Source organism: Acinetobacter proteolyticus, from assembly GCF_000367945.1.
Lineage (GTDB): Bacteria > Pseudomonadota > Gammaproteobacteria > Pseudomonadales > Moraxellaceae > Acinetobacter > Acinetobacter proteolyticus.
Map to the genome: position 1 here is coordinate 21,312 of NZ_KB849178.1, position 16,986 is coordinate 38,297.

A 16,986-nucleotide genomic window follows, 5' to 3' on the forward strand; every position below is an offset into this window, starting at 1 on the left:
CTTTGTTCTCCCGATTAGAATGTACGTGGCTTAGGTTCAATTGCTTCAACCGTTAATGGGCTGAAACGCACTGGCTTATATTCAAGACGGTTGTCTGATGAATACCATAAAGTATGCTTCATCCACTCATCATCACGGCGACCATAAGAATAAGTTGGGTGATCAGGTGCTAACTCATAGTCAACAACCGTATGCGCACCACGACATTCTTTACGTGCAGCAGCAGAAATCAAGGTTGCCTTCGCTACTTCATATAAGTTTTCAACTTCCAATGCTTCAACACGTGCGGTGTTAAATACTTTAGATTTGTCTTTTAAATGAATGTTACGAACACGTGGTTCAATCGCAAGAATTTCTTTTACGCCCTTATCAAGCAATGCTTGAGTACGGAATACACCTGCGTGATCTTGTACGATATCACGGATTGCATCAGCAACTTCTTGTGCGTTTTCACCTGTTGTTGAATCGTCCAACTTACGAATACGTTCTAATGTATTTACCAATACATCAGTCGGAAGCGGTTGATAATCATCGCCATGGTGTTTAGTCACGTAATCAATGATATGTTCACCCGCTGCTTTACCAAAGACCACAAGGTCAAGCAATGAGTTGGTGCCTAAACGGTTTGCACCATGTACTGATACACAAGAACATTCACCGATCGCATAGAAACCTTTTACTGGTTTCACATAGTCACGTGTACCTTTATAAGAATACTCTTTAGTATCCTTGTTATAGCTTGCAGAGAACTCACCTTCTTCTACACCATGTGGTACAACCACTTGGCCATGAATATTGGTCGGAATACCACCCATTTGATAATGGATTGTTGGTACTACAGGAATTGGCTCTTTGGTACAGTCAACGTTTGCAAACTTCTTACCAATCTCGAATACAGATGGAAGACGTTTCATAATGGTTTCAGCACCCAAATGCGTCATATCTAACAAGATATAATCGGCTTTAGGACCACAACCACGACCTTCTTTAATTTCTTGGTCCATTGAGCGTGATACGAAGTCACGTGGTGCCAAGTCTTTTAACGTCGGTGCATAACGCTCCATGAATGGTTCGCCGTCTTTGTTACGAAGGATACCACCTTCACCACGACAACCTTCAGTTAACAATACACCTGCGCCCGCAACACCCGTAGGGTGGAATTGCCAGAATTCCATATCTTGTAATGGAATACCTGCACGAGCAGCCATACCAAGACCGTCACCAGTATTGATATAGGCATTGGTTGATGCACGGTACACACGACCCGCACCGCCCGTAGCAAATAAAGTTGCTTTGGCTTGGAATACTGCGATGTTACCCGTTTCTTGGTCAATCGCCGTTACACCAAGTACATCACCCTCTTCGTTACGGATTAAATCTAATGCAATCCATTCAACGTAGAACTGTGTACCCATTTTAACGTTGCTTTGATACAAGGTATGCAATAACGCATGGCCTGTACGGTCAGCGGCAGCACACGCACGTGGAACTGCTTTTTCGCCGTAGTTTGCAGAGTGACCACCGAATGGACGCTGATAAATCGTACCATCTTCGTTACGGTCAAACGGCATACCCAAGTGTTCAAGCTCGTAAACAACTTTAGGCGCTTCACGCGTCATGAACTCGATTGCATCCTGATCGCCTAACCAGTCAGAACCTTTCACCGTGTCATAGAAGTGATAGTGCCAGTTATCTTCTTGCATGTTACCTAACGACGCACCGATACCACCTTGGGCAGCAACTGTATGCGAACGTGTTGGGAAAACTTTGGTCAATACCGCAACTTTTAAACCCGCTTGAGCAAGTTGATAAGCAGCACGCATACCAGAACCACCACCACCAACGATAACTGCGTCGAAAGTAAGGTTTTGAATATTTGAATAATCTTGTTTAGGGTTAATTGCGCCCATGATCTCTTCCTATCAATTTGCCCAGAAAATCTGGATACCCCAGATTGCGTACACGAACACTGAAATAATGACAGCAGAAGTCAGTACAAGGCGTAAACCTGAAGCTGAAGGACCCATTTGACGAGTCGTTACATAATCAGTAAAGACTTGCCACATACCAATCCAAGCGTGTGCAACGAGCGATAACACTGCCAATAAAGAAAAAATCTTCATTGGCAAAGTCAGCATAAAGCCAGCCCATTGTTCATAACCGAATCCGCTATTGCAAAGGATCCAGCCAAACAAAACCACAGTGTATGCAGCCAACACTACAGCACTGACACGTTGGATATACCAATCGCGAGAACCTGAACCTGTTAAACCTGTAGCACTTTTCATCAGAACATAATCCATACGAATGCTGCGACAATACCAATCGCAGACAAGATCAATGAAACTGTAGCAGCGATACGACCGCTTTGAAGTTCTTCAGCAAAACCGAGGTCAGCAAGTAAATGCTTCACGCCTGCGATAAAGTGGAAAATCAAGCCAGCTACAAATACCCATACGATGAAACGTACAATGATATTTCCGAAAACGACATTTTTAACGTAGTCAAATCCTTCTGGTGAAGATAAAGATTTATCCAAAATCCATAAAAGAACTGCGACTAATAAGAATACGATTACACCTGATAGACGGTGTAGAATTGATGCAATAGCCACGGGTGAGCGTAAATTTACCGCTAACACCTGACCCATGGACAAATTGACAGGTCTGTTGCTTTTCACAGCGGGCATCCTGTAGGTAGAAACTCCATCCGGAGTTTGTTTGAATTAATTCAAAGGAAAGCTGGCATTGTTAGGCAAGCACAGCACATGCCTAACCTATAAACGACATCGAATTATAAAACGTGAAATATCAAAATACAAACAATCAACTTTCGCTTTAGTCGAAAAAAACTTTAAATAAGAATCATTCACACGCATAATAGCGGCGATTAATGCAGCAAGTTTAAGCAAAAACAACTATCTGATTGTTTTGTAATGATAAAAATAAAACACTATTTTTTATAGATACTTTTTAATTTTATAAATTCTTTTCTTCATATTTCACAAAAAATGCCCTTTTCAGCGTCAAAGCAGCACAATTTTTCAACCTTTATATATAGCCCCAAATAATACTGCTCATTTATATATTAAATATAATTAATTAATAATCTATTTTTAAGATTCCTTTTGCCAAATTCAATGAGTCATTTTTTAGACAATTAATCGCACCAAAATGCACCAATAATGAATTTACCTAGAGCGCTTTTGATTGCTGTTTGAATGAACAGTTCACGGCAAAGTATGGCCGTTATAGGGCTTGCAGACGGGATAAGTATTTATTTTATAAGCAGCAACATCGGACCCAAATAAAAATTTACTTACAATTGGACTGATGCTTCATTTTTTTTATGCACCTGAAACTTGATTTGACATATTATACTCGACCGGTGCTGTGATTTTACTCAGTTTTTTCTTCGATACTGAATGACTAATTGACTGTAGCAACGTCATTTTTTATCCCTAAGTATAATTGACAAAATTTTAGTAACCACTAATCTTATAGCAAATTTTGACACCGTCTGATTCGCACATGACAAGATTAGTATTTCGAGTCAGATAATCATTCACCAGGACAGGAGATCTATTGAATGTCTGCAGCAACTGGCAAAAAAGCCGTATTACAGCTTGATGGCAAAGAAATTGAATTACCAATTTACAGCGGCACATTAGGCCCAGATGTAATTGACGTTAAAGATGTATTGGCATCAGGTCACTTTACTTTCGATCCTGGTTTTATGGCGACAGCGGCTTGCGAATCTAAGATCACATTCATTGATGGTGACAAAGGTGTGTTATTACACCGTGGCTATCCAATTGATCAATTAGCGACTCAAGCAGACTACTTAGAAACTTGCTACTTACTACTTAATGGCGAGCTTCCAAATGCTGAACAGAAAGCAGAATTTGATGCGAAAGTACGTAACCATACGATGGTTCACGATCAAGTAAGCCGCTTCTTCAATGGTTTCCGTCGTGACGCTCACCCTATGGCAATCATGGTTGGTGTTGTTGGTGCATTATCTGCGTTCTATCACAACGGTTTAGACATCGAAGATGTTAACCACCGTGAAATTACTGCAATTCGTTTAATCGCGAAAATCCCTACACTTGCAGCATGGAGCTACAAGTACACTGTAGGTCAACCATTCATTTACCCACGTAATGACCTTGGTTATGCAGAAAACTTCTTACATATGATGTTTGCTACGCCTGCTGACCGTGATTATAAAGTAAACCCAGTTCTTGCTCGTGCAATGGATCGTATCTTCACGCTTCATGCTGACCACGAACAAAATGCGTCTACGTCTACCGTTCGTCTTGCTGGTTCTACTGGCGCGAATCCATATGCATGTATCTCTGCAGGTATCTCTGCACTTTGGGGACCTGCTCACGGTGGTGCGAACGAAGCTGTACTTAAAATGTTAGATGAAATTGGTAGCGTAGAAAACGTTGCTGAATTCATGGAAAAAGTAAAACGCAAAGAAGTTAAACTCATGGGCTTCGGTCATCGTGTTTATAAAAACTTCGATCCACGTGCGAAAGTCATGAAAGAAACTTGTGACGAAGTTCTTGCTGCATTAGGCATCAACGATCCACAATTGCAACTTGCAATGGAACTTGAGCGTATTGCGCTTAACGACCCGTACTTCGTTGAGCGTAAGCTTTACCCGAACGTAGACTTCTACTCAGGTATCATCTTAAAAGCGATTGGTATCCCAACAGGCATGTTCACGGTGATCTTCGCGCTTGCACGTACAGTTGGTTGGATCAGCCACTGGTTAGAAATGCACAGCGGTCCTTACAAGATTGGTCGTCCACGTCAGCTTTACACAGGCTCGACTCAGCGCGACATCAAACGTTAATCTCGATTAGCGTTAATAAAAAAGGATGCTTCTGCATCCTTTTTTTGTTTTATCGGTTATGCTCTTAAAATAAAACTTAAACAACTTTCATTTTGCAGAACTCATTTTATCGAGCCAATGATCAAAAAAAACACTGTTTTGATGCAAGTCACACTGCCCGTCTTTCAAATAAAAATGGCGTCTTTCGCATTATTTCTATTGATGATCATACTGACTTGGCTGCTACTGGTTTACTTTAGTTATGATTTAAGCCTGTACTATCTTTATCAATTCCTGCCTTTCTTCGCCCAACTGCTCAGTATTGCTTTGATGTTTGCTTTATTGATAGCAACACTTTACCTGTATAACCAGCTTTATCAGAAATACTTTAGCCGTCCTATCACCTTTAAGTTATATCAGCAAGGCATGGCACTGGAAGATTCCAAGCAATCTACTTTTTTCTGTTGGCAAGATTTGATCCAGATACAACTTAGACAACAGCAGGCACAAATCCATAGTCTCAATCTACTCAGTAAAACCCAACCTTATCAGCAGTATTTTTATTTTAATTCATGGATGTGGCCTACCACATTAACCCAGCAACATTGTGAGTTTTTACCGTTCTGGAAAAAACTGGAGGCGCTGGCAAAACAGCAACAATTGCAACGGATCAGCAACACAAGTACCCACAAGAAAACCCATGTTGACATCATTCGCCTCATTGCAGATCAGCAAGCGCTAGACACTTTTCAACGAAAACAGAGATGGTCTGCTATCGCACTAACGCTTGGTATTTTAGTCAGCTTTAGCCTATTTATTGCCTACCTACTCTGGCATGAATTTAACGATGGCAGCATTGATCTGCCCCATCAACAAACCCAGTCAATCTCTGGCACAAATTTCGAAACATTTCAGAATCAGGTCTATATTTTTAAACAAGGCCAAGGCACTTTTTTACTTCCCCAAGTCAAGGCTGATCAATTTACAGGCTTAGCTCTGAGCAATCTCCCTGATCGTGCAGATGAGCTGTATAGCAATGTCGGTAAAACACCGCAACAGGTTTACTGGCAAGACCACATCCTGTCTCAATTAAATCCTGCACAAACCCGCTATTTAGGCAATGATTTCACCAAAGATGCTCAACAGGTTTACTTTCGCGATATACGATTAGCCAACGCGAATGCCGCTCATTTCTCGGCAATATTACATCCAAGCTTCAATACCCTTGGCTATTTTTACGCCAAAGACGATCAACAGATCTATTACAAAACAAAAGCATTAACCGGTTTAGATCCACAACAGAGCCAAGCATTTCCAAATAGCAGCCAATATATTCACGATCAACAGGTGGTTTATTATCAAGATAAAAAGCTGGACAAGTTAAATGCACAACAAACGCAAATTTTCAGTGGCAGTAATCGTTTTAGTCAAGATCTGAATTTAGCAACCGATGGCCGATCTTTTTATTTAAATGAACATCCATTACCAAATATTGCTAAGCATAAGTTTTGGGGAACAACACCTGTTGACGCAACTCAGTTACAACTGCTTGGCAGTCAAAGCAGTGAACCCTACCCTGGAAATTTCAGCTATCTTTTTGCAGATCAGCAATACATTTACGTTTATGATGAATTTTATCAACGATTAAAAGTGCTCTATCGATTTCCTCAACCAATACAATTACAGGTTCTGGATGATCGGCGCTTTAGTGATGGAAAAAATAAGTACATCATCACTGAAAAGATCTACCGATCTAAAGGTCGCTCTTCAGGAACGACCACACATGGCTTTAAAATCAGCCTGATTCGTGAACAAGACCAACAGATCATGGCGCAGTATTTTGCTCGTAATCCGAGCGCCTTAAAATTATCCAACCTGCTTCATAATAGAGATATGCACTCATCTCAGAACTAACAAGATCAGTTGGGTGTCGATCAACACCTTTCACAGTGGACAAGATTTTTACAATATGTGATCGCTTAAATCTCATCTTCTTCAAGTTCTAATGCACGCAATAAAGTATTGCTGATGCCATCGGCACGTAACCAAGCCAATTCGTAACTGGCCTTGGCCAAGGCCAATACACGACGCTCAAACTCATCCCAAATCGGTTTGACCTGAGCATCGCTAATTCCCAACCCACTCTCATGCGCCAAATGTTTATTCTTCTCGCAAATCTTCAAAGCATGATAAAGCTTACGCCCTTTACTGGCGCTGTCTAAGACTCGGGTTCGCTTATTCTGAATAAAGCCCTCAATGTGCTGTATATTCGCATGAGGCAGCAAAGGCACCAGAATTTGATCCAGTTGCGCATCCAAACGCTTCCATACCATCAAACGCTGCTCTGCGGTATAGGTATTCCACTGAATCACTTCATGATTAAAGCGGCGACAGCCACGGCAAACCAGATCACCAAATACCGTTGAACAACGCCCTGCACATGGGGTCAATGATGGGATTCGACGATCATTACTCAAAACCAACTCCTCTAAAAACCATATTTATTTTATGGTTTTCTCGCTTATTTTCAGATTTCGCGCTAAAATATGCGCCTTATTTTTCTATCTTAATACATTTGGAGTTATCCATGAACGCTACTGTAGAACAGCTTGCACCTGTAGAACAGCAAGCGACCAATAATTGGGTTGTTGCAGCACTATATCAATTTAAAGAAGTTACAGATGCAGCGGACCTGCAACAACGTCTTTTGGACTTAGTGAAGAACATCAATTTATGTGGAACTCTGATTGTAGCGTCTGAAGGAATTAATGGAACTGTTGCGGGCGACCGCGCCGCGATTGATGCAGTTCATCAATTCCTTTTGAACGAAGGATTTAACGCAATGGAATATAAAGAGTCTGAAAGCTCTGAAAAACCATTCCGTAAAATGAAAATCAAACTTAAAAATGAAATTGTAACTTTAGGTGTGGAGGTCAAGCCACGTGATTTGGTTGGCCATTATCTTGATCCTAAAGAATGGAATGATCTGATTAGTCGTGATGATGTGATCCTGATCGACACACGTAATGACTATGAATATAAAGCAGGTACATTCAAGGGTGCAATTGATCCGAAAACTGAAAGCTTCCGTGAATTTCCTGAATACGTAAAGCAAAACCTCGAGCAACATAAAGACAAAAAAATTGCGATGTTCTGTACAGGTGGTATTCGTTGTGAAAAATCAACCTCACTCCTGCTTCAAGAAGGTTTCAATGAGGTTTATCACTTAAAAGGCGGTATTCTTAAATATTTAGAAGAAACTCCTGCCGAAGAAAGTATGTGGGAAGGTGAATGCTTCGTGTTTGATGGTCGTACTGCGGTCACACATGGCGTTGAAGAAGGCGAAAATATCAAGTGTCATGCCTGCGGTTGGCCATTAACCAAAGTTGAAGCAGAATTACCAAGCTATGAACACGGCGTATCTTGTGTTTACTGTATTGATAAAACCACGGACAAGCAAAAAGCAGGCTTCCGTATGCGTCAGTCACAAATTGCTGCGGCAAAACGCAAACGTCTGTAAAACTGCAAGATACTTTGCTCAAGCCATAGTTCACTATGGCTTTTTTATTGCCTTGATAAAAATCATGTAACGATTCACCCCTTGAGCATTACCATTCGCCTCTCTATGCTAAAAACAACAATCAAATGAACTATATAAGGGCGTTATGGGACTTGAAGAGTGGGTCTTATCGATCATGGAAAAACTTGGGTATTTAGGTATCGCATTTTTAATGTTCCTAGATAATATCTTCCCGCCGATTCCCTCAGAAATCATTATGCCTTCGGCAGGCTATACCGCCTCAAAAGGTGAACTCACCCTGATCGGTGTTATCATTGCAGGGAGCGCAGGTTCTATTTTAGCTGCGATGCTGTTCTATTGGATTGGTCGAAAAGTACCACAACATCGACTGTTTCAGTTTATCGAACGTTATGGCAAGTATTTACGCATTCAGGTTGCTGATTTAGACAAAGCACTGACATGGTTTAACAAACACGGACATCGTATTGTTTTCTTTGGACGAATGATTCCAGCTGTACGCTCTTTAATTAGTATCCCTGCGGGGATCAGTCGCATGCCGTTTAGTAAATTTATGCTCTACAGTAGCGCTGGAACCGTCATCTGGACCAGTTTCCTTGCCTATCTGGGCTATCATTTTAGTGAAAATCAGGCACTGATGCTGGCAATTCTACAACGCATCAGCTATCTGATCTTTGCTCTGATCGCTCTATACATCATCTGGTGGGCAATTAAAAAGTTTTACCGGTCTAAGTCAAATCGCAACTCATAGCACCAACAAAACCTTAGGCCAGAGATGAAACGGTATTCAATCCCAGTTGGCTTTTATGCATTTCATCTCTTAGCCAGTCTCTCAACAACAACTTGCGAATATCCTCTTCAAAAGGCTGGGCAGACAATAAATGATAGGCTGAACCATCAGCATAGACTTCAGTGAGTGGCTCCAGCATCTGATATTTCAATTCTCGTTCAACCATATAGGCCGAAACTACCGTTGCCCCTAAACCCGCCAAGCAAGCCTCAATACAAAGATAGAAATGCTCAAGTGAAGATGGTTTTAAACCACCAAGCTGTTCCGGATGTCGGCGCTTAAACTGTTGCCATAACAGAGGTCTGGATTTAGAAATAAATACCTGAGTCATTACCGCATGATCATTCTTCACCCGCACTGCAAGCATCTGTTCATCCGCAATTTTTTCACTATACACGGCCGTGCCCCAATCAAAATCATCTCTTCTCAGGGCAACATCGATGTGCTGTGCACTAAAGTCCACTGCCCCACCACCTGTTAACAAACTCACCTCAAACTCTGGATATTGCTGCTTAAAATGCGCTAAGCGAGGAATCAGCCATTTCATGGCCAAGGTCGGTTCACAAGAAAGTATCAGATTCTTCTGTGCTTTATTGTGTTGCTGTAATTGCGATAAGCACTGTTCGATCTGTTGAAAGACCTCCTGACAACAATCAAACAGCACTTCACCCTCTGAGGTCAAAGTTAATTTTCTAGCTTCACGTACAAATAACAGCAAGCCTAAACTTTCTTCCAAGTTTTTAAGTTGCTTGCTTACCGCACTTTGAGTCACAAATAGCTTTTCCGCAGCAAGCGTCACACTTTCATAACGGGCCACGTAATAAAAAAACTTGAGTGAATTCAAAGATAATCGTTCAATCATTCCAAAAACTCATGCATAACAAGAATTAACTTCAATTTTAAATATAGCAAGAATATGAAAAATATAAAAAATCTTTAATAAGTCAGTTTAGGAATAGATGAGTGAATGAAATCATTGCGGTCGGCATCGTCACCCTGCTTGCGGTTATGAGCCCTGGTGCAGACTTCGCCCTTGTGACACGAAACAGTTATCTCTATGGGCGTCATTTAGGGATGTGTACGGCCTTTGGGATTGCAATGGGTGTCTGGGTACACATCAGCTATAGCTTGATTGGACTTGGCATTTTACAACAACACCTTCCCAGCTTAATTCAACTGATTCAATATATTGGCGCAGCTTATTTGATCTATATTGGCTACAAAACCTTTACCCAAGCCCCAATTCTGTTTGATGAAAACAGCAATCAAATCACACGCTGGCAGGCCATCAGACATGGTTTTCTCACCAATAGTCTCAATCCCAAAACTACGCTTTTTGTTATGAGTATCTATTCTCAAGTCATGACCAACAGCAACACTCTGCACACATTAATCGGCTATGGTGTATTTATTTCTGGTAGCCATTTGGCTTGGTTTTGCCTCGTGGCACTTTTTTGTTCCGCTCCTTTCATTCGCAATAAAATCCTTGCGCGACAAGTCATTATCAATCGCATCATTGGCGGTATCTTGAGTGCTTTAGGGCTGAGTCTGCTTTTCGCTCATTTTTAAATCTTGCTCTTTAAACACTTAAAATCCAAAAGCCTTAACACGCAGCAATAAAAAAACGCCTTCTAGAGGCGTTTTTAGTATTTTATGATCATTCATCAACCACGAAGACCGCAGTATCAGATATGCCCTTACGCAGGCGTATGGTACATGAGATAAATTTCATTTAGATTATCAGGAATTTCTTCAGCCAATTCATCCATTAACTGACCATTACGGCGGAAAGATTCCATCTGTGGATCTTCTTCATCAATACCGCTAAACACCATGATTGGCAAGGTTAAATCAACCAACTGCTCTTCAAACTCAGGTGCAAACCATGCATCCTCATTGAGGAACATGGCATCAACGAAACCAACACTCCAATCACCTAAGCTTGAATCCACATCCGCTTCTTCAATTTCAAATGGAAATTCGATTCCATTTTCATTGGCCAAGTCTTGACGAATTGATTCTAACCAAACTTTGATTTGTTCAATGATTTCACTTGGAACTTTCTTTTGATTGCTCTCAAAAAGTTCATCTAACCAACGATCGAATTGTGGACCAACTGCAATCGCACATAAAAAGCCATGAGTCGCTGCAAAATCTAGACCATATTCGTTTTGATCGCCGTCAAGATAGTTACTCAATAAGTCTAAATCTAACGTGCTCATTCTTTCATCCAACTTTAAAAATACATCGGCAACAGCATACCATTTTCGGGCATAAAGTCTTAGCTATTTCGCTTAGTCTTCGTCGTCAAGGTCATCGTCGTCGAAATCATAATCAAAATCTTTAAGTTCTCGCTCTAAACGACGTTGGGCCAAGAGATCATCGATCAATCGGCGCTTTTCTAATGATTCTTTGGCGCTGATTTTTCCAGATGACTCATCAAAACCTGCATCATCTTCACCATAGTTATCATCATCTAATTCAAAATCTGTAGAAGACACTAAGTACCTCTAATGAAAAAATATAAATGGGCCTAGGCGCTATTTATCGGTCTTGGCCTACCTTGTCAAGTTTTATTTGTTTTTTTTACTATAAAATGATGATTTGTACTTTTTTTCATCGGTTTTTTTGTGTATTTATAATCCAAACAACAATGCAATTAAAAAACCGCTTTAATCAGGATATATCGCTTGAAAAATTGTGACTTAACCCCATATTCAAGGAACGAACGTGAAATCAAAACTATTTTTTATTTAAAGCAACTGGATCAAATCCAAAACATTCGACGTGAATTGTGCTATCATGCACGGTTTTTCACCGCCCCAGATTCAACAAAAGAGTAAGCAAAGATGAGCGATATGAATTCCCCTACTTCGCAAGTAGCGGCTCTGATTAGCCGAGGCAAAGAGCAAGGTTATTTAACTTACGCTGAGGTTAACGATCATCTACCAGACTCAATTACGGAAAGTGAGCAGATTGAAGACATTATTCAGATGCTTCAAGACGTTGGTATTCCTGTGCATGAACGTGCGCCAGAAACTGACGACACCATGTTTGGTGAATCAACTGAAGCTGCCGATGAGGTTGCTGAAGAAGAAGCTGCTGCCGTATTAGCATCGGTTGAAAGTGAGCCTGGTCGTACCACAGACCCTGTCCGTATGTATATGCGTGAAATGGGTACGGTTGAACTTCTTACACGTGAAGGCGAAATTAGCATTGCAAAACGCATCGAAGAAGGTATTCGTGACGTTTTACACTCGATTGCTTACTGGCCAAATGCTGTTGAAGTTGTTTTACAAGAATATAATGACTTTTTAACTGGCGAGCGTCGTCTTGCCGATATTCTCTCGGGCTATTTAGACCCAGAAACTGACGAAGAAATTCCTGAAGTTCTTGAAGAAGAAACTGAGCTCGAAGAAGAAGAGACAGATTCTTCTGCGAAAACCAAAGACGTTAAACTTGATGATGATGACGAAGAAGAAGAGTCTGAAGGCGATGATGATTCTGAAGGCGATTCTGGTCCAGATCCTGAAGTTGCCAAAGTTCGTTTCTCTGAATTAGAAGCAGCTTGGAATGAAACTAAAGCTGTTGTAGCGAAACATGGCCGCAATAGCGATGAAGCGAAAGCATCACTTGAAGCGCTTGCAGCTGTGTTCATGATGTTCAAATTCACACCACGTTTATTTGACATCATTTCAGAAATGATTCGTGGTACGCATGAGCAAATTCGTTCGAATGAACGTGAAATTATGCGTTATGCGGTACGTCGTGGCCGTATGGACCGTAATCAGTTCCGTACCACCTTCCCTGAGCAAGAGTCAAATCCAGCTTGGTTAGATGAACAAATCGCGAAAGCACCGGCTGAAACCAAAGCACACTTAGAAAAAGTGCGTCCTGACGTGTTGGCATTCCAGCAAAAGATTGCCGATATCGAAAAAGACCTTGGCTTAAATGTTAAAGATATCAAAGATATCTCGAAACGTATGGCGGTTGGTGAAGCGAAAGCACGTCGTGCCAAGAAAGAGATGGTTGAAGCGAACTTACGTTTGGTAATTTCGATTGCGAAAAAATATACCAACCGTGGCTTGCAGTTCCTCGACTTGATTCAAGAAGGTAACATCGGTTTGATGAAAGCCGTAGACAAGTTTGAATATCGTCGTGGTTATAAATTCTCGACTTATGCAACTTGGTGGATTCGTCAGGCGATTACGCGTTCGATTGCCGACCAAGCACGTACTATTCGTATTCCAGTACACATGATTGAAACGATTAACAAGATCAATCGTGTTTCTCGTCAACTTCTTCAAGAAATGGGTCGTGAACCGACGCCTGAAGAATTGGGTGAGCGTCTGGAAATGGACGAAGTTAAAGTTCGTAAAGTACTTAAAATCGCAAAAGAACCGATTTCGATGGAAACACCGATCGGTGATGATGAAGATTCGCATCTTGGTGACTTCATTGAGGACTCAAACATCACTTCACCAGTGGATGCTGCGACCTCGGAAGGCTTAAAAGAAGCGACCCGCGAAGTACTTGAAAACTTGACTGAACGTGAAGCAAAAGTATTGAAAATGCGTTTTGGTATTGATATGCCAACCGACCATACTTTAGAAGAAGTAGGTAAACAGTTTGACGTAACACGTGAACGTATTCGTCAGATTGAAGCAAAAGCGTTACGTAAGCTTCGTCACCCTTCTCGTTCAGAACACTTACGTTCATTCTTAGAAAACGACTAATCTTTGGGAAATCTTGTGCTAGACCAATGCATGGTATTGGTTTAGTGCAGGACTTGAAGTTCAACACTTCATCCCCATCTATGTATTAGATCAAAAGCGCCTGCACTGATGCAGGCGTTTCAAATTAAGAGGTTGCTCATGTTAGACCGCACTCCTTCTCGTGAATTGCAAGAACATCTTTGGGTTTTCCCGATGGACTATCCGATCAAATTGATTGGTAATGCAGGGGATGAACTTCGAGTGGCTGTTGTTGATATTTTGCAGAAGCACTTCCCTGAATTTGATGGCGACACAGTAAAAGTACAGCCTTCACGCACAGGTAAATACCACTCTTTAACTGCACAATTGCGCTTTGAAGAGTTGGAACAAGTTCATGCCTTATACGCTGACCTTGCAGCCTGTCCTTTAATTAAGACAGCGCTATAATCAAGAAATCCAAAATGCGAAAGTATTTTGGATTTTTTTTGCAAAAAACAACACCTCACTGTTTTGATAAATCCCTATATATCTGATTCAATTCATTACATAATTCATCGACTACTCAATTCAAAGCTGCCAAGGAAATTCTGTTGTAATGAGCGCTGCAAAACCGACTTTAATCATTCGTTGTTTCAATGATCTACAAGATTACACGACTCGTTTTGAAGCAATGAAAGACTTCACAACCCATCGTGATGAAACCACACCTGATGAGGTTTGGTTGCTTCAACATCAAGATGTCCTCACCCAAGGACAAGCAGGCAAGCCTGAACACATTCTGCTGCACAGCAACCTGCCGATTGTACATACTGATCGCGGTGGGCAAGTCACTTGGCATGGCAGAGGTCAGTTGGTTGCCTATTTCTTATTAGATCTGAATCGCTTGAAATGGCATGTTCGTACCTTGGTCAGTTTTGCGGAACAAGCCATGATTGATCTGCTCAAAAAATATAATATCAATGCCTATGCCAAAGCTGATGCCCCAGGCGTCTATGTGGATGAACGCAAAATTGGTTCACTCGGCTTTAAAATTCGTCGTGGCCGTAGTTATCATGGTCTTGCCCTGAATATTGATTGTGACCTCACTGGTTTTCAAACTATTAATCCATGTGGTTATGCAGGCTTAGAAATGGTGCGCTTACAGGACTTACTGACAGACTACCCAAGTTTTGAACAGCTCTGTGCCGATTTTGTCCAGTATTTGCAAAATACCGATTTCTTTAATGACCTTGTAGTCAAATCTGAATAATTTACTTTTCAATTCTAATAAAATAAATTAGAGTAAATACTCTAAATTAGCTTTTGCATAATTTTAACAAGGGATACGCAAGTGATTTCAACCAAAGCAGTGAAGCCCACGTTGCAATTTGCCTACGTCAAACTCATGATGGATGTTGTGGGTCGTGGCCTCGTGATGGCAAGCCAAGTGGATGATGAAGTACAACAGGAAGTGTCGAAGTTTCCTGTAGGTTTTATCCTTTCAATGAATGTTTTCCCCAATGGACCTGCATTTGTTGCTCGAGTAACCGAAGAAAAACAATTAGAGCTATTGTCCAATTACAAAGGCAAGCCTGATTTAACCATTACCTTCAAGCATTTAACCCATGCCTTTTTGGTATTTTCTTTCCAAGAAAGTACCGCACAAGCCTTTGCCAATGACCGTATGATTGCCGATGGTGATGTTTCAAGCGCCATCCGTCTGGTGCGTTGCTTGAATAAAATGGAAGCCCTGATCTTACCTAAGCTAATCGCTTCACTTGCAGTCAAACGCTACCCTGCTGAATTAACATTAAAAGAAAAATTCACGGGTGCAAAAAATATTTATCTTAAAGTCGCAAAATCATATCTCAAACGGAGCGCATAACATGGCTAAGCCTTATTACGAGTTTTTCTGTCCTGTAAAAGTCATTGCTGGTAACGCTGCCTTAGAGCATATCCCATTTGAACTTGCGACGCTTGGCGCAAAACGCCCAATGATCATTACCGATAAAGGCGTACGTGCCAATGGTTTACTCAACCCAATCGAAGCAGCATTCAGCACCACGGATGCGGTGATTGGTGCAATCTTTGATGATGTTCCACCCGATTCAAGCTTGGAAGTGGTTCGCTTAGCAGCAGAACTGTATCGCAAGCAAAAATGTGATGCGATCATTGCGATTGGCGGTGGCTCAGTCATCGACACCTCTAAAGCAACCAATATCTTGGTCTCTGAAGGTGGTGACGATTTATTGCAATATTCAGGTGCACATAACCTACCAAAACCACTGAAACCTTTCTTTGTGATTCCAACCACCTCTGGTACAGGTTCGGAAGCCACCATGGTTGCTGTCGTTTCGGATACCCAACGCAATGTTAAACTGGCTTTTGCTTCTTATTACTTGATGCCACATGCTGCGATTCTTGATCCACGCATGACCCAGACTTTGCCGCCGCATCTGACTGCCATGACAGGTATGGATGCATTGACGCACTGTGTTGAAGCCTATACCTGTTTAGCTGCTAATCCACTCAGTGATGCCTATGCCAGCGCAGGGATTAAAAAAATCAGCGAAAATCTGTTCAAAGTTTTAGACAATCCAAGCGATGCACAAGGTCGTTTAGAACTTGCACAAGCATCCACCATGGCGGGGATTGCCTTCTCTAATTCAATGGTGGGCTTAGTTCACTCATTGGGTCATGCGCTTGGTGCAGTTGCACATCTGCCCCACGGCTTATGCATGAACTTATTCTTGCCATACGTGCTTGAATACAACAAAGAGATTAATGGCGACAAGATTGGTGAGTTACTGTTGCCACTGGCAGGTGCTGATATTTATGCCCAAACACCAGCCAGCTTACGTGCAGACAAAGCCATTGCCACGATTCTGGCGATGCGTGATCGCTTATTCAGCCTGACCAAATTGCCACGTACTTTACGTGAAACAGGTAAAATCACTGAAGCACAACTGGATGAAGTTGCGGACAAGGCACTGAATGATGGTTCTATCATTTACAACCCGAAAGAAGCAAACTTGCAAGACATTCGTGCAATCTTACAAAAAGCATGGTAATACATTGAGTTAAATCAAGTATTCCTGCTTAAAAGCCCCGATATTGATTGA

At 41.5% G+C, this 16,986-nt stretch carries 17 protein-coding genes; 10 read left to right on the forward strand and 7 right to left on the reverse strand.

Annotation, left to right across the window (positions count from 1 at the left end):
• Positions 1-14 precede the first annotated feature (14 nt).
• Genes F993_RS18355 through sdhC form a run of 3 tightly spaced genes read right to left on the reverse strand, consistent with a single transcriptional unit; the run spans position 15 to position 2,689 of the window.
• Entirely contained in the window at positions 15-1,910 is a 1,896-nt protein-coding gene (locus tag F993_RS18355; RefSeq protein WP_004652196.1) for an FAD-dependent oxidoreductase, read from the reverse strand.
• Positions 1,911-1,922: 12 nt separating this feature from the next.
• On the reverse strand, positions 1,923-2,288 hold the full coding sequence (sdhD, locus tag F993_RS18350; RefSeq protein WP_004652198.1) for a succinate dehydrogenase, hydrophobic membrane anchor protein: 366 nt from the start codon (positions 2,286-2,288) through the stop codon (positions 1,923-1,925).
• A complete protein-coding gene (gene sdhC / locus F993_RS18345) occupies positions 2,288-2,689 on the reverse strand; it encodes a succinate dehydrogenase, cytochrome b556 subunit (protein ID WP_010589984.1) in 402 nt (133 codons plus the stop codon). The genes sdhD and sdhC overlap by 1 nt, the downstream gene beginning before the upstream one ends.
• An 899-nt stretch (positions 2,690-3,588) precedes the next feature.
• Here sdhC and gltA point away from each other — a divergent pair.
• Positions 3,589-4,863: a citrate synthase gene (gltA, locus tag F993_RS18340; protein WP_004652200.1), complete on the forward strand. Its 1,275-nt coding sequence runs from the start codon at positions 3,589-3,591 to the stop codon at positions 4,861-4,863.
• 117 nt (positions 4,864-4,980) lie between these two features.
• On the forward strand, positions 4,981-6,756 hold the full coding sequence (locus tag F993_RS18335) for a DKNYY domain-containing protein (protein ID WP_004652202.1): 1,776 nt from the start codon (positions 4,981-4,983) through the stop codon (positions 6,754-6,756).
• A 65-nt stretch (positions 6,757-6,821) separates the two neighbouring features.
• On the opposite strand, the gene F993_RS18330 is transcribed toward F993_RS18335, so the two are convergent.
• Positions 6,822-7,319, reverse strand: coding sequence for a DUF1289 domain-containing protein (locus F993_RS18330; RefSeq protein ID WP_004652203.1), 498 nt, complete (start codon positions 7,317-7,319; stop codon positions 6,822-6,824).
• A gap of 110 nt (positions 7,320-7,429) precedes the next feature.
• Here F993_RS18330 and trhO point away from each other — a divergent pair, with 110 nt between their 5' ends.
• Positions 7,430-8,362 (forward strand): oxygen-dependent tRNA uridine(34) hydroxylase TrhO, encoded by a 933-nt coding sequence (gene trhO, locus F993_RS18325; RefSeq protein ID WP_004652204.1) that lies wholly within the window; start codon positions 7,430-7,432, stop codon positions 8,360-8,362.
• A gap of 145 nt (positions 8,363-8,507) precedes the next feature.
• On the forward strand, positions 8,508-9,131 hold the full coding sequence (locus tag F993_RS18320; protein WP_004652205.1) for a DedA family protein: 624 nt from the start codon (positions 8,508-8,510) through the stop codon (positions 9,129-9,131).
• Positions 9,132-9,144: 13 nt separating this feature from the next.
• Here the strand turns inward: F993_RS18320 and F993_RS18315 are convergent, their stop codons facing one another.
• Positions 9,145-10,032 carry a LysR family transcriptional regulator gene (locus F993_RS18315; RefSeq protein WP_004652206.1) on the reverse strand — a complete coding sequence of 296 codons (888 nt, stop codon included), beginning with the start codon at positions 10,030-10,032 and terminating at the stop codon, positions 9,145-9,147.
• A 101-nt stretch (positions 10,033-10,133) separates the two neighbouring features.
• Here F993_RS18315 and F993_RS18310 point away from each other — a divergent pair, with 101 nt between their 5' ends.
• Entirely contained in the window at positions 10,134-10,739 is a 606-nt protein-coding gene (locus F993_RS18310) for a LysE family translocator (protein ID WP_004652207.1), read from the forward strand.
• 128 nt (positions 10,740-10,867) lie between these two features.
• Here the strand turns inward: F993_RS18310 and F993_RS18305 are convergent, their stop codons facing one another.
• Both F993_RS18305 and F993_RS18300 read right to left on the reverse strand, forming a co-directional pair.
• Positions 10,868-11,392 (reverse strand): YecA/YgfB family protein, encoded by a 525-nt coding sequence (locus tag F993_RS18305; RefSeq protein ID WP_004652208.1) that lies wholly within the window; start codon positions 11,390-11,392, stop codon positions 10,868-10,870.
• 72 nt (positions 11,393-11,464) lie between these two features.
• Positions 11,465-11,671, reverse strand: a complete 207-nt coding sequence (locus F993_RS18300) for a PA3496 family putative envelope integrity protein (RefSeq protein ID WP_004652209.1) — start codon at positions 11,669-11,671, stop codon at positions 11,465-11,467.
• Positions 11,672-12,019: 348 nt separating this feature from the next.
• Between F993_RS18300 and rpoD the strand changes: the two genes are divergently transcribed.
• From rpoD to F993_RS18275, 5 genes are all read left to right on the forward strand, one after another.
• Positions 12,020-13,906, forward strand: a complete 1,887-nt coding sequence (gene rpoD, locus F993_RS18295) for an RNA polymerase sigma factor RpoD (protein ID WP_004652211.1) — start codon at positions 12,020-12,022, stop codon at positions 13,904-13,906.
• 138 nt (positions 13,907-14,044) lie between these two features.
• Positions 14,045-14,332 (forward strand): YbeD family protein, encoded by a 288-nt coding sequence (locus tag F993_RS18290; protein WP_004652212.1) that lies wholly within the window; start codon positions 14,045-14,047, stop codon positions 14,330-14,332.
• A gap of 148 nt (positions 14,333-14,480) precedes the next feature.
• On the forward strand, positions 14,481-15,134 hold the full coding sequence (gene lipB / locus F993_RS18285) for a lipoyl(octanoyl) transferase LipB (protein ID WP_004652213.1): 654 nt from the start codon (positions 14,481-14,483) through the stop codon (positions 15,132-15,134).
• 81 nt (positions 15,135-15,215) lie between these two features.
• Entirely contained in the window at positions 15,216-15,749 is a 534-nt protein-coding gene (locus F993_RS18280) for a hypothetical protein (protein WP_004652214.1), read from the forward strand.
• 1 nt (position 15,750) lies between these two features.
• A complete protein-coding gene (locus F993_RS18275; protein WP_004652215.1) occupies positions 15,751-16,935 on the forward strand; it encodes an iron-containing alcohol dehydrogenase in 1,185 nt (394 codons plus the stop codon).
• Positions 16,936-16,986: the final 51 nt, after the last annotated feature.

Coding starts and splice junctions, on each gene's coding strand:
- F993_RS18315 (WP_004652206.1), bottom strand. CDS start 10,032: ATGATTGAACGATTATCTTTGAATTCACTCAAGTTTTTTTATTACGTG.
- F993_RS18335 (WP_004652202.1), top strand. CDS start 4,981: ATGATCAAAAAAAACACTGTTTTGATGCAAGTCACACTGCCCGTCTTT.
- F993_RS18275 (WP_004652215.1), top strand. CDS start 15,751: ATGGCTAAGCCTTATTACGAGTTTTTCTGTCCTGTAAAAGTCATTGCT.
- F993_RS18355 (WP_004652196.1), bottom strand. CDS start 1,910: ATGGGCGCAATTAACCCTAAACAAGATTATTCAAATATTCAAAACCTT.
- lipB (WP_004652213.1), top strand. CDS start 14,481: ATGAGCGCTGCAAAACCGACTTTAATCATTCGTTGTTTCAATGATCTA.
- sdhD (WP_004652198.1), bottom strand. CDS start 2,288: ATGAAAAGTGCTACAGGTTTAACAGGTTCAGGTTCTCGCGATTGGTAT.
- rpoD (WP_004652211.1), top strand. CDS start 12,020: ATGAGCGATATGAATTCCCCTACTTCGCAAGTAGCGGCTCTGATTAGC.
- trhO (WP_004652204.1), top strand. CDS start 7,430: ATGAACGCTACTGTAGAACAGCTTGCACCTGTAGAACAGCAAGCGACC.
- sdhC (WP_010589984.1), bottom strand. CDS start 2,689: ATGCCCGCTGTGAAAAGCAACAGACCTGTCAATTTGTCCATGGGTCAG.
- F993_RS18305 (WP_004652208.1), bottom strand. CDS start 11,392: ATGAGCACGTTAGATTTAGACTTATTGAGTAACTATCTTGACGGCGAT.
- gltA (WP_004652200.1), top strand. CDS start 3,589: ATGTCTGCAGCAACTGGCAAAAAAGCCGTATTACAGCTTGATGGCAAA.
- F993_RS18290 (WP_004652212.1), top strand. CDS start 14,045: ATGTTAGACCGCACTCCTTCTCGTGAATTGCAAGAACATCTTTGGGTT.
- F993_RS18320 (WP_004652205.1), top strand. CDS start 8,508: ATGGGACTTGAAGAGTGGGTCTTATCGATCATGGAAAAACTTGGGTAT.